Origin of the sequence: Pseudomonas sp. HMSC076A11 (assembly GCF_001810205.1) — a bacterium.
Classification (GTDB): domain Bacteria; phylum Pseudomonadota; class Gammaproteobacteria; order Pseudomonadales; family Pseudomonadaceae; genus Pseudomonas; species Pseudomonas aeruginosa.
Map to the genome: position 1 here is coordinate 285,727 of NZ_KV800314.1, position 11,920 is coordinate 297,646.

General features: G+C 68.7%; 10 protein-coding genes. 3 read left to right on the top strand and 7 right to left on the bottom strand.

Annotation, left to right across the window (positions count from 1 at the left end; translation table 11 throughout):
- Positions 1-266: 266 nt before the first annotated feature.
- The 3 genes from sbrI to HMPREF2716_RS19700 all read left to right on the top strand — a co-directional run bounded on the left by sbrI (position 267) and on the right by HMPREF2716_RS19700 (position 2,380).
- Entirely contained in the window at positions 267-851 is a 585-nt protein-coding gene (sbrI, locus tag HMPREF2716_RS19690) for an ECF family RNA polymerase sigma factor SbrI (RefSeq protein WP_003119848.1), read from the top strand.
- A complete protein-coding gene (gene sbrR / locus HMPREF2716_RS19695; RefSeq protein ID WP_003114735.1) occupies positions 848-1,612 on the top strand; it encodes an anti-sigma factor SbrR in 765 nt (254 codons plus the stop codon). The genes sbrI and sbrR overlap by 4 nt, the downstream gene beginning before the upstream one ends.
- Before the next feature lie 345 nt (positions 1,613-1,957).
- The gene (locus HMPREF2716_RS19700) at positions 1,958-2,380 is read left to right on the top strand and encodes a hypothetical protein (protein WP_003091000.1); all 423 of its coding nucleotides are present in this window, start codon (positions 1,958-1,960) and stop codon (positions 2,378-2,380) included.
- 13 nt (positions 2,381-2,393) lie between these two features.
- On the opposite strand, the gene HMPREF2716_RS19705 is transcribed toward HMPREF2716_RS19700, so the two are convergent.
- The 7 genes from HMPREF2716_RS19705 to HMPREF2716_RS19735 form a co-directional block, all read right to left on the bottom strand.
- Complete coding sequence (locus tag HMPREF2716_RS19705) at positions 2,394-4,220, bottom strand: long-chain-acyl-CoA synthetase (protein ID WP_070621989.1); 1,827 nt, start codon at positions 4,218-4,220, stop codon at positions 2,394-2,396.
- Between the two features lie 161 nt (positions 4,221-4,381).
- Positions 4,382-5,206 (bottom strand): SDR family oxidoreductase, encoded by an 825-nt coding sequence (locus HMPREF2716_RS19710; RefSeq protein WP_003101741.1) that lies wholly within the window; start codon positions 5,204-5,206, stop codon positions 4,382-4,384.
- 51 nt (positions 5,207-5,257) lie between these two features.
- Positions 5,258-7,243 (bottom strand): geranyl-CoA carboxylase subunit apha, encoded by a 1,986-nt coding sequence (atuF, locus tag HMPREF2716_RS19715; RefSeq protein ID WP_070621990.1) that lies wholly within the window; start codon positions 7,241-7,243, stop codon positions 5,258-5,260.
- Positions 7,244-7,288: 45 nt separating this feature from the next.
- A complete protein-coding gene (gene atuE, locus HMPREF2716_RS19720) occupies positions 7,289-8,083 on the bottom strand; it encodes an isohexenylglutaconyl-CoA hydratase (RefSeq protein ID WP_003090995.1) in 795 nt (264 codons plus the stop codon).
- 20 nt (positions 8,084-8,103) lie between these two features.
- Complete coding sequence (atuD, locus tag HMPREF2716_RS19725; RefSeq protein WP_003101733.1) at positions 8,104-9,264, bottom strand: citronellyl-CoA dehydrogenase; 1,161 nt, start codon at positions 9,262-9,264, stop codon at positions 8,104-8,106.
- Positions 9,265-9,380: 116 nt separating this feature from the next.
- The gene (gene atuC / locus HMPREF2716_RS19730) at positions 9,381-10,997 is read right to left on the bottom strand and encodes a geranyl-CoA carboxylase subunit beta (protein WP_003114738.1); all 1,617 of its coding nucleotides are present in this window, start codon (positions 10,995-10,997) and stop codon (positions 9,381-9,383) included.
- A 1-nt stretch (position 10,998) separates the two neighbouring features.
- Complete coding sequence (locus HMPREF2716_RS19735; protein WP_003090991.1) at positions 10,999-11,877, bottom strand: SDR family oxidoreductase; 879 nt, start codon at positions 11,875-11,877, stop codon at positions 10,999-11,001.
- Positions 11,878-11,920: the final 43 nt, after the last annotated feature.

Consider the following 11,920-nt stretch of genomic DNA (forward strand, 5'->3'; position numbering starts at 1 on the left):
ATTAACCCGAATCCACCGACAGCTTCGTCTCAGCGGGTATCTCCGCTGCACGACGAGGTCGTCTCGATGTTTTTCCCGGCTTCCATCCGGACCGGCACTTTCGCCGAACTGTCCGACGCTGGAAAATGTCTACCGATAGCCGCTCCGGCCGCGCTTCTGGCGACGGCCCGGGCGTTTCGTGGCGACGCCGATGCGTGCCGCGAAGGATGTGGCCGATGAGCCTGCTCTCGGTCGCCTTTGACACAGGACAGGAGTCGACCAGCGGCATGCATGCCTCCACCAGCGCCACGACGGCCGCCGGCAGCGACGAAACGCTGCTGGCGCGTTACCGCAAGGGCGACAGCGCGGCCTTCGAGGTGCTCTACCAGCGCCATCGGCAAGGTCTCTACCGTTTTCTCTGCGGCCTGGCCGGACAGACCGAACTGGCCGACGAGATCTACCAGGAAACCTGGCTCAGCCTGATCCGCAGCGAGAGCCAGCCGCAGGGCCGGGCGAGCTTCCGCACCTGGCTCTACCAGATCGCCCGCAACCGCCTGATCGATCATTGGCGCAAGCATGGCCAGCGCCAGCCGTTGCAGGACAGCTACGACGAACAGTTGCACGCGCAACCCGACCAGGGCGCCGGCCCCGAGCAGCAGCTCAGCCTGAGCCGCGACGGCGAGCGCTTGCAGAGCGCGCTGGAGACCCTGCCCGAGGAACAGCGCGAGGTATTCCTGATGCGCGCCCACGGCGAACTGGAACTGGCCGAGATCGCCACGCTCACCCAGTCGCCGCTGGAGACGGTGAAGAGCCGTTTCCGCTACGCGGTGCAGAAGCTGCGCCGGCTGCTGGCCGAGGAGGTGGCGGTATGAACCCACAGAAGCATTCCGCGAGCGTCGCCGAAGAGCAGATGCTGGCGCATTTCCGCGCCCACGCGCCGCAGCAGCCGGCGCCGGCGCTGGACCAGGCGATCCTCGCCGCCGCGCGACGCCAGGCGGCGCATGTCGAACCCGCCCGGTCCTGGTGGCGGCGCTGGCTGGAAGCCTCCCGCAGGCCGCGTTGGCAGGCGGCTTTCGCCAGCCTGCTGGGCGTGGCGCTGGTGCTGGGGCTGGTCAGCCACAACGTGCTGGACGACGCCGAGCGCCAGGCCCGCCCCGAAGTGGCGTTCAGCGATGTGCCCCTGCGCGACGGAGTCGCCGGGGCCGCTGCGGCGAAGCGGGCCATGCGCGCGCCGGCGGCGCCGGCTCCGCTGTCCGGCGAGATGTCGGAGCCCCCGGCCTTGCTGGCCAGCTACGCATCGTCCGGGGAGGCGCCGCAACTGATGGCCGAGGCCGCGCCGCCGGCTCCGGCTGCCCTGGCCGACCGACCGCCGGCCCAGGCCGCGCAGCAGGCGAAGGTCCAGGCGGCGCTGGCCGGCGACTTCGTCGCCCAGGCCAGGGGCAAGGCGGTTGCGGTGAAGCCGGAGGTGCTCGACGAGGCGCTCGGGGCGGTCCTTGCCCTGCGTGAGCAGGGCAAGACGGAGCAGGCCGCGACCCAGTTGGCCGAGCTGCAGAAACGTTTCCCCGGAGAGAACCTGGTGGAACGACTGGAACGCCTCGCGACGATAGCCGCGAGCGCCAGGAAACGGCCGTGACGACCATGGCCCGCGACGCGGCGGCGGCGTCGCGGGCTGACATCAAGCGGTTACCCGCGCATGACAGGTTAGACATGGGGCGAACAACAGAGAGAGTGCCAGGATGACGATAGTGACCCCTTGCCTTGGTTGCAGTCTGCCGTCAGCATTGCCGCAATTGGCCATACCTGCGTGACTATGAAACGTCTTTGCCGAATTTGCGTCGTTGTTCTTTTCGGTTGCTTCCTGGCGGCCTGCGATGACGGCTCCAAGGCACCGGAAAAGAAAGCCCCGGAAGCACCGCCGCAGGAGCAGCGCGCCCCTGCCAAGCCAGTGAAGCCTGAACGAGCGGAGCCAGCGCCTGCCGTGCCTGCCGCGCCGAAAACAGCTTCGAAGAAGGTCGCGCCAGCCGCGGAGCAGGTTGCCGAACCCAAGCCGCCGGCCAAGCCGAAGCCTGCGGCTGCGCCGCCGAAGCCGGCCAGCAGGCCGGTCGCCAAGGACAAGCCGGCGCCGGCGAAGCGCGCTTCCACCGCTCGTCTCGACCCCGAGGTACGCAAGCCGCTGCCGAGCGCCAAGCTGGACCTGCGCCTGCCGAAGGAACTGGTGCAGAAGATGGCGCCGCCCGGCACGGAAGAGACCCATAAGCCCAAGCCGCTGTTGCCGCCGATGTTCGAGGAAAAGGACGACAGCGACTTCCGCCTCAACGGCCAGTTGCTCTATCGCGACCGCGAACTGGGCGTGTCGCGGCCCCTGGAAGGGGCCGAGTTGCAGTTCGAGTTCCGCCAGTAGGCCGCCACGGTGCTCAGAAGCGGTAGCGCTGCTCCTGCAACGCCTGGTACAGCTCCGCGTCCAGCGGCTGGTAGCCGGCGCTGCCGGGCAACCTGACGAAGAGTTTGTCGCTGACCCGCGCGGGATCGTAGGCGTCGCGCTTGAGGTCGGTCTTCTTGTACTTGAAGGTGCCGGTGGTCTCGACTTCGCGCAGCAGGCGCAGGAACACCGGTGTGGCATAGGCCGGCAACTCGCGGTCGAGGTGCGCGGCGAGAGCGTCGCGGTCCAGTTCGACGCCATCGGCCAGGCGCAGCGCGGCCATCCCGCAGCGGCCGTTGGTGCCGGGAATCTCCACGCCGTAGACCACCGCATCCTCGACCCCGTCGAAGGCGCCGAGGGCGTTTTCCACCTCGGTGGTGGAAACGTTCTCGCCCTTCCAGCGGAAGGTGTCGCCGAGACGGTCGACGAACTGGGTGTGCTTGAAACCGATGTCGCGCATCAGGTCGCCGGTGTTGAACCAGGCGTCGCCCTTCTTGAACACGTCGCGGAGGATCACCGCTTCGCTCTTGGCCGGATCGGTGTAGCCGTCGAACGGCCACTTCGCACTGATCTCGCTGATCAGCAGGCCGACCTCGCCCTTGCCGACCTTCTCCATGAAGCCCTTGGCGTCGCGCACCGGATGGTCGTTCTCCAGGTCGTAGCGGACGATGGCGTAGGTGGCTGGGGAGAAGCCCACCGTATTGTCGAAATTGAATACATTGGTGAAGCCGATGTTGCCTTCGCTGGAAGCGTAGAACTCGGTGATCCGCTGGATCTCGAAGCGTTGCTTGAACTCGGCCCAGATCGACGGGCGCAGGCCGTTGCCGATCATGCAGGTCAGGCTATTGCCGCGTTCCTCGGCGCACGGTGGCTGGTTCAGCAGGTAGCGGCAGAGCTCGCCGATGTAGCCGAAGCAGGTCGCCCGGTAGTGTTGCACGTCCTTCCAGAAACCGCTGGCGGAGAACTTGCGGCGCAGGGCCATGGCCGCGCCGCCGGCGAGCGCCGCGCTCCAGCAGACGGTCACGGCGTTGTTGTGGTAGCAGGGCAGGGTCAGGTAGAGCACGTCGTCGCGGCCCAGGCCCGGGCCGGAATGGCCGAAGCCGCCGTAGGCCTTGATCCACTTGCCGTGGCTCATGATCGAGGCTTTCGGCAGGCCGGTGGTGCCGGAGGTGTAGATGTAGAAGCAGGAGTCCTTGAGCCGCACCCTGCCGGTGTCCTCGAGGTTCTCCGAGGTCTGTCCCTGGGCCAGGCGCATCAGGTTGCGCCAGCCCATCGGCGGCGAGCCGGGATCGCCGAGGGTGTCGCCGTCGTCGACCCAGTAGCAATGGCCGGCGTTGCCGAGCACCTCCTGGCGGACTTCCTCGAACACCTCGCGCAACTCTTCGCCGACCACGAAGTGGCCGGGCTTCACCAGGTTCAGGCTGTGCACCAGGACCTTGCCGCGCTGGGTGGTGTTGACCAGTGCGCCGATGGCGCCGAGCTTGGCCAGGGCGGCGAGGATCGCCAGCAGCTCGACGCGGTTTTCCAGCATCACCGCGACCACGCTGCCGTGGCCTACGCCCTCGGCCTTGAAGGCGCGCGCCAGGCGATTGGCCCAGCCGTTGAACAGGGCGTAGCTGATCCGCCGCTGGCCGTCGAGCACCGCCGGGTTGTCCGGGTACAGGCGTGCCGCGCGCTCCAGCGCCCAGCCCAGGGACAGGCTCTTCTCGCGGTTACGGATCGCGGTGTAGTACAGGCCGCGCAGCATGCGCGGCACGCGGCCGAAGGTGGCAGGCAGGCGGGCAACGAAACGGTTGAAAGTGATCAGGTCGGCGTGGGTCATGGCTCTCGCGCTTGTCGTTGTTGTGCGGGGCGTAGGACGCTCCCGCGACTCTAGACCGCAGCCGCCGCCTCGGCTATGACCGTTGCGCGGTCGCCCCGGGGCACTTCGGCAAATAGCCCGGAAGCCCGCCGCAGAGCGCCGCGCGCCTTTCGTCGGAGACCTCAGTCGAGGAACAGGTCAGGCACCAGCGCGCCACCCTCCGGGTCGTAGCGGTACTGCTCGAAATCGCTCTGGCCGCGCTCGCGCAGCAATTCCTCGTCGACCAGCAGGCGCCCGCTGAGGCTGCGCCCCTCGCTGGTGAGAATGGCGTGCGCGGCGTCGGCCATGATCGCCGGGGTGCGCGCGCGGCGGAAGGCGTCACGGCTGCCCAGCTCGAACTCGATGGCGGCGGTGGCGATCATGGTCTTCGGCCACAGCGCGTTGACGCTGATGGCGTATTTCCCGAACTCCTCGTGCATCCCCAGGGTAAGCATGCTCATGCCGTACTTGGTGACCGTGTAGGGGCCGTGCTGGGCGAACCACCTGCCGGCCAGGTTGATCGGCGGCGACAGGCTGAGGATGTGGCCGTTGGCGCTCCTGCGCAGGTAGGGCAGGGCGGCCTGGCTGCAGACCAGCACCGCGCGGGTGTTGATCTGGTACATCAGGTCGAAGCGCTTGGGCTCCAGCTTCTCCACCCCGACCAGGCGGATCGCCCCGGCGTTGTTGACCAGCGCGTCGATCCCGCCGAAACGTTCGGCGGCGCGGGCCATGGCCGCCGCCACGGCCTGCTCGTCGCGCACGTCGAGTTGCAGCGGCAGGGCCTGGCCGCCGGCGGCCTCGACCTCGGCGGCGACGCTGAAGATGGTGCCTTCCAGCTTCGGATGCGGCTCGGCGCTCTTCGCCGCGATCACCAGGTTGGCGCCATCGCGCGCGGCGCGCAGGGCTATCTCCCGGCCGATGCCGCGGCTGGCGCCGGTGATGAACAGGGTCTTGCCGTGCAGTGACATGGGCGTCTCCGTTTTCTTGTCGTTGTCGTTGCGGATGAGCGGCGGGGTGTCTCAGGCGTCGGCTTCCACCTCGACCAGCACCTGCCGGTTGCGCACCTGCTCGCCACGGCCGACCTGGACGCGGCGGACCACGCCGTCGACTCCGGCCTTCAGCGGGTGTTCCATCTTCATTGCCTCCAGCACCAGCAGCAGTTGGCCCTTGCCGACCCGTTCGCCCTCGCCGACCAGCACCTCGACGATGGCGCCGTCCATCGGCGCCTTGAGCGTGCCGGAACTGGCGCCGACCTGGGCGCTGGCGCCGGCGTGGGTGACGTCGAGCAGTTCGAGGTTGCCGCCGTGGCCGTATAGCCAGAGGCGCCCGCCGTCCAGGTGGTAGGCGTGGCGGCGGCGAATGCCGTCGAGTTCGGCGCTGGCCCAGCGTCCGTCGCAGTCGAGCAGGCGCACGGCGATCTCGCGTCGCTCCAGGCGCGCCAGCAGTCGCGGCCGGCGACCGCTTTCGAGGACGTCCAGGCCGATCTCCAGGCGCTGTTCGGCGTGCTTCAGGACGATCTTCCACGGTGCCCCGGCGGCGCTGCGCCAGCCGGCCAGGCCGGGCTGGTGCGCACTGGCCTCGGCGCCGGCCTGGTAGAGCAGGGCGGCGGCCAGGGCCAGTTCCTCGGCGCCCGGCTGGCGCGGTTGCAGGCTGGGGTCTTCGGCGAAGCGTTCGCCGATGAAGGCGGTGGTCGCCTCGCCGGCGGCGAAGTCCGGATGCGCCAGGAGGTTGGCGAGGAACCGCTGGTTGCCGTCGACCCCCAGCAGCACGCAGCGCTCCAGCGCGCGGATCAGCTTGCGCCGGGCTTCGTCGCGGGTCGCCCCGTAGGCGATCAGCTTGGCCAGCATCGGGTCGTAGAAGGGCGTCACCGCCTGCCCCTCGACCAGGCCATGGTCGATGCGTACGCCGGGCAGCAGTTCCGGGTCCCAGCGCAGCACCGTGCCGGTCTGCGGCAGGAAGCCGCGACCGGCGTCCTCGGCGTAGAGGCGGACCTCGATGGCATGCCCGCGCAGTTCCACCTGTTCCTGCCGCAGCGGCAGCGGATGGCCCTCGGCGACGCGGATCTGCCAGGCCACCAGGTCCTGGCCGGTGACCAGTTCGGTGACCGGGTGTTCGACCTGCAGGCGGGTATTCATCTCCAGGAAGTAGAAGCGGCCATCCTCGCCGAGAAGAAACTCGACGGTGCCGGCGCCCACGTAGTTGACCGAAGCCGCGGCCTTCACCGCCGCCTCGCCCATGGCGCGACGCAGGTCGGCATCGAGCACCGGGCAGGGGGCTTCCTCGATGACCTTCTGGTGGCGGCGCTGCACCGAGCAGTCGCGTTCGCCGAGGTAGAGCAGGTTGCCGTGGCGGTCGCCGAACACCTGGATCTCCACATGGCGCGGGCGCAGCACGGCCTTCTCCAGGATCAGTTCGGCGCTGCCGAAGGCGCCCAGCGCTTCCGAGCGTGCGGTGCGCAACTGCTCCAGCAGTTGGTCGGGTTCCTCCACCAGGCGCATGCCGCGGCCGCCGCCGCCGGCGCTGGCCTTGATCATCAGTGGGTAGCCGATGCGTTCGGCCTCGCGCCGCAGGGTCGCGTCGTCCTGTTCGGCGCCTTCGTAGCCGGGGATGCACGGCACCCCGGCGGCGAGCATGGCGATCTTCGACAGGCGCTTGCTGCCCATCAGGTGGATGGCTTCCGCATCCGGGCCGATGAAGACGATCCCGGCGGCTTCGCAGGCACGGGCGAACTCGGCGTTCTCGGAGAGGAAGCCGTAGCCGGGGTGGATCGCCTCGGCGCCGCTGCGACGGGCGGCGTCGAGGATCGCCTCGAGGTTCAGGTAGGACTGCGCCACCGCTGCCGGGCCGATGTACACGGCCTCGTCGGCCAGTTGCACATGGCGGGCGTCGGCGTCCGCCTCGCTGTACACGGCGACGCTGCGGTAGCCCAGTTCATGGGCGGTGCGCAGCACCCGGCAGGCGATTTCACCGCGGTTGGCGACGAGGATCTTGTTGAAGCTGGGCATGTCGTTCGGCTCCTGGAGGCTGTTGCCCTGTTTCGCGGTCGTGGCTCACTGGGCCCAGACCGGCTTGCGTTTCTGTACGAAGGCCAGGGTGCCTTCGCTGCCTTCGGCGCCGCCCACCGCTTCGGCGAACTGGCGCGCCGCATCGTCCAGCAGGGCGCCGAGTTCGCCGCTTTCGCTGGCCAGCAGCAGGGCCTTGGTGGCGGCGTTGGCGTTCGGCGCGCAGCGGCGCAGTTGCTCGAGGGTTTCCTCCAGGCGCTGTTCGAGGGCATCGGCGTCGGCCTCGCAGAAATGCACCAGGCCCAGGCGCAGCGCCTCGCGGCCGTCGAAGCGGGCGGCGGTGAGGGCCAGGCGGCGGGCCTGGGTCAGGCCGATGCGGCGGACCACGAAAGGCGCGATCTGCGCCGGGAGAATGCCGAGGCTGGTTTCCGGCAGGCCGAACTGCGCATCGGCGGCGGCGATCGCTACGTCCGACACGCAGGCCAGGCCGAAACCGCCGCCGAGCACCGCGCCTTCCACCAGCGCCACCAGCAGTTGCGGGGCGGCCTGGGCTTCCTCCAGCAGGCTGCCGAAGGCGCGGTTCAGCGTGCGGTAGGCTTCCGCCCCGGCGGCGCGGGCACCGGCCATGTCCTTGATGTCGCCGCCGGCGCAGAAGTGCCCGTCGGCGCCGCGCAGCACCAGCGCCCGCACGCTACGGTCGTCGCGCACGGCGGCGAGCACCGCGCGCAGTTCGCCGACCATCGCCAGGCTCATGGCGTTGCGGCTTTGCGGGCGGTTCAGGGTGATCCGCAGGACGCCCTCGACGGGTTCCAGCAGCAGGGTCTCGCAATGCGGCAGGCTCATGCCGGTTTCCTCCTGGAACGTCAGCCTTTCTTCTTGCCCGGCAGGATGCCCATCAGCTTGCAGATGATGCCGAGCATGATCTCGTCGGCACCGCCGCCGATGGATACCAGGCGGGTGTCGCGGTAGGCGCGGGAGACCGGGTTGTCCCACATGAAGCCCATGCCGCCCCAGTACTGCAGGCAGGCGTCGCTGACCTCGCGGCCGAGGCGGCCGGCCTTGAGCTTGGCCATGGAAGCCAGGCGCGTCACGTCCCTGCCTTTCACGTACAGCTCGGTGGCCTGGTAGACCAGGGCGCGCAGCGCCTCGACCTCGGTCATCATCTCGGCCATGCGGAAGTGGATGACCTGGTTGTCGATCAGCGGCTGGCCGAAGGTCCTGCGCTCCTTGCAATACTCGATGGTGACGTCGATGCAGTGCTCCAGGCCCTTGATCATGTTGGCCGCGCCGAACAGCCGTTCTTCCTGGAACTGCAGCATCTGCATCATGAAGCCGGCGCCTTCCGCGCCGATGCGGTTGCGCTGCGGTACGCGGACGTTATCGAAGAACACCTGGGCGGTCTCCGAACTGCGCATGCCGAGCTTGTCCAGGTGCGGGCTGAGGGTAATGCCCGGGGTCTTCATCGGGACCACGATCAGCGACTTGTTGACGTGCGGCTTGTCGTCGGAGGTATTGGCGAGCAGGCACATGAAGTCGGCCGACGGCGAGTTGGTGATCCACATCTTGCTGCCGTTGATCACATAGTCGTCGCCGTCCTTGCGCGCGGTGGTCTTCAGGCCGGCGACGTCGGAGCCGGCGCCGACCTCGGAGACGCCGATGCAGCCGACCATCTCGCCGGCGATGGCCGGGCGGAGGAACTCCTCGCGCAACTCGTCGGAACCGAAGCGGGCCAGGGCCGGGGTGCACATGTCGGTCTGCACGCCGATGGCCATCGGGATGCCGCCGCAGGTGATGCTGCCGAATTCCTCGGCGGCGACGATCGAGTAGCTGTAGTCCAGGCCCATGCCGCCGAACTTCTCCGGCTTGGAGATGCCCAGCAGGCCGAGTTCGCCGGCCTTGCGGAATATCTCGTGGATCGGGAAGCGGCCGTCCTTTTCCCACTGGTCGACGTTGGGGTTGATTTCCCGCTCGACGAAGCTGCGAACGGTGCGGCGGAGTTCCTCGTGTTCCTGGGTGAAGATCATGGGTTGTCTTTCCTCCTGGGCATCATTGTTTTCCGGCAGGATCCGCTTGCTCTCTCCCAACCCTCTTCCTTCAGGGAGAGCGGGGAGAGGGGCTGTCGCCGGCTCGCCTGTTGCAGTCAGAACCTCGCGACCCCGAAGCTGTTGCCCTTCAGCGGCCGCGCCTCGGCTTCCGCGCAGATATCCAGCAGGTAGCCGAGCAGCCTGCGGCTGTCGCGCGGGTCGACCAGGCCGTCGTCCCACAGGCTGGCGGTGCCGTAGAGCGCGGTGGACTGGCTGTCGAGCTTCTGCGCGGTGACGGTTTCCAGCATCTCGAGCATCTTCGGATCGGCTTCCTTGCCTTCCTTGGCGTGTTTCTCCTCGGTGACGATGCGCAGCACCTTGCCGGCCTGGGCACCGCCCATCACCGCGGTGCGACTGTTCGGCCAGGCGAAGATGAAGCGCGGGTCGAGGCCGCGTCCGCACATCGCGTAGTTGCCGGCGCCGTAGGAGCCGCCGACCACCAGGGTCAGCTTGGGCACGCGGGCGTTGGCCACCGCCTGGATCATCTTCGAGCCGTGCTTGATCACGCCCTGGCGCTCCGACTCGGTGCCGACCATGAAGCCGGTGGTGTTGTGCAGGAACAGCAGCGGCGTGTTGCTCTGTTCGCAGAGCTGGATGAACTGCGCCGCCTTGGCCGCGCCCTGCGGGGTGATCGGTCCGTTGTTGCCGATCAGGCCGCAGGCGTGGCCCTCGATGCGCAGGTGGCCGCAGACGGTCTGGCCGTCGAACTCGTTCTTGAAGTCGAGGAACTCGGAGCCGTCGGCGATGCGCGCGACGATCTCGCGGACGTCGTAGGGCTTCTTCGGGTCGGCCGGAACCACCCCGAGCAGCTCCTCCACCGGGTACAGCGGTTCACGCCAGGAACGCGCCGGGCGCGCCGGCAGTTGTGCGTTCCACGGCAACATGCCGACGATCTCGCGGGCCAGGCGCACGCCGTCGGCGTCGTTTTCCGCCAGGTATTCCGCGGTGCCGGCGACCTGCGCGTGCAGTTCGGCTCCGCCGAGCTCCTCGTCGCTGGCGATCTCGCCGGTGGCGGCCTTGAGCAACGGCGGCCCGGCGAGGAACATCTTGGCCTTGCCGCGCACCACCACCACGTAGTCCGACAGCCCCGGCTGGTAGGCACCGCCGGCGGTGCTGGAACCATGCACCACGGTGACCTGGGGAATGCCCATGGCGGAGATCCGCGCCTGGTTGGCGAAGCCGCGCGCACCTTCGACGAAGATCTCCGCCGCGTAGTTGAGGTTGGCGCCACCGCTTTCGGTGAGGGTCACCACCGGCAGCTTGTTCTCCATGGCGATCTGCTGCAGGCGCAGGGTCTTCTTCAGCCCGGTCGGGGAGATGGTGCCGCCCTTGATCGCGCTGTTGCTGGCACTGACCAGGCAGCGCACCCCGGCGATGTAGCCGATCCCGGCGATGATCCCGCCGCCGGCCTGGGTGCCGTCCTTGTCGTCGTGCAGCTTGTAGCCGGCCAGCGAGGACAGTTCGAGGAACGGCGCGCCCGGGTCGAGCAGCAGCGCCAGGCGTTCGCGCGGCAGCAGCTGGCCGCGTTTCTCGAACTTCGGCCTGGCCTCGGCGGCCTTGTCCAGGACCTTCTGCTCCAACTCGCGGAAGCCGGCCACGGCGGCGAGCATGGCCTCGCGGTTGCGGGCGAAGTCCTCGCCGTTGACGTCGAGTTCCGACTGGATCGCGGGCATGTCAGTCCTCCTGGTCCTTCAGTACGTCGGGCAGGTAGGCGCGGTGGAAGCCGTTGTACGCGCGGCTCTGTCCCGGCTTGCCCTTGAATAGCGGGAAGGCGCGGCTGCCCTGGCTGGCGGCGCCGTCGATGCGGATCGTGTTGCCGCTGACGAAGGCGGCGCCGGGGGAGAGCAGGAAGACGATGGCGGCGGCGACTTCCGACTCGCTGCCGATGCGCTTGAGCGGCACGTGCTCGCGCAGGGTCGGGATCACCGCCTTGAACGCGCCTTCGTAGGTATCCATGCCGCTGGACGCGATCCAGCCCGGCGCCACCGCGTTGACCCGCACGCCGGCATGGCCCCACTCGACGGCGGCGGTCCTGGTGAAATTCTCCATGCCGGAGCGTGCGGCGCCGGAGTGACCCATGCCGGGCATGCCGCCCCACATGTCGGCGAGCATGTTGACGATGCTGCCGCCGGTCTTGCTCATCGACTGGTTGAACACTTCGCGGGCGACCAGGAAGCCGCCGACCAGGTTGGTGCGGAGCACGGTCTCGAAGCCCTTCTGGCTGATCGAGGCGAGGGGCGAGGGATACTGGCCGCCGGCGTTGTTGACGAGGTGATGGATGGTTCCGCGTTCGGCCAGGATATTCGCCACCAGCGTCTTCACCGCTTCCTCCTCGCGGATGTCGCAGGCGTGCCAGCTGACGCTGCCGCCGTCCTCGACGATCTCGCCGGCGGTCTTCTCCAGCTTTTCCGCCTTGCGTCCGACCAGCACCACGTGGGCGCCGAGGGCCGCCAGCTCGTGGGCGGTGCAGCGGCCGATGCCGCTGCCGCCGCCGGTGACGATGATGGTCTGGCCGTCGAACAGGCCAGGTCGGAAGATCGAGTCGTAGCTCATTGTTCTGGTGACTCCGATGAATCCCGTAGAGGGGCAGCGGAAC

What these genes read in the sequence shown, in the direction of transcription:
- atuE (WP_003090995.1), bottom strand. Translation starts at nt 8,083, where the DNA reads ATGAGCCTGCCGCATTGCGAGACCCTGCTGCTGGAACCCGTCGAGGGC.
- HMPREF2716_RS19705 (WP_070621989.1), bottom strand. Translation starts at nt 4,220, where the DNA reads ATGACCCACGCCGACCTGATCACTTTCAACCGTTTCGTTGCCCGCCTG.
- atuC (WP_003114738.1), bottom strand. Translation starts at nt 10,997, where the DNA reads ATGCCCGCGATCCAGTCGGAACTCGACGTCAACGGCGAGGACTTCGCC.
- atuF (WP_070621990.1), bottom strand. Translation starts at nt 7,243, where the DNA reads ATGCCCAGCTTCAACAAGATCCTCGTCGCCAACCGCGGTGAAATCGCC.
- HMPREF2716_RS19735 (WP_003090991.1), bottom strand. Translation starts at nt 11,877, where the DNA reads ATGAGCTACGACTCGATCTTCCGACCTGGCCTGTTCGACGGCCAGACC.
- sbrR (WP_003114735.1), top strand. Translation starts at nt 848, where the DNA reads ATGAACCCACAGAAGCATTCCGCGAGCGTCGCCGAAGAGCAGATGCTG.
- atuD (WP_003101733.1), bottom strand. Translation starts at nt 9,264, where the DNA reads ATGATCTTCACCCAGGAACACGAGGAACTCCGCCGCACCGTTCGCAGC.
- HMPREF2716_RS19710 (WP_003101741.1), bottom strand. Translation starts at nt 5,206, where the DNA reads ATGTCACTGCACGGCAAGACCCTGTTCATCACCGGCGCCAGCCGCGGC.
- sbrI (WP_003119848.1), top strand. Translation starts at nt 267, where the DNA reads ATGCATGCCTCCACCAGCGCCACGACGGCCGCCGGCAGCGACGAAACG.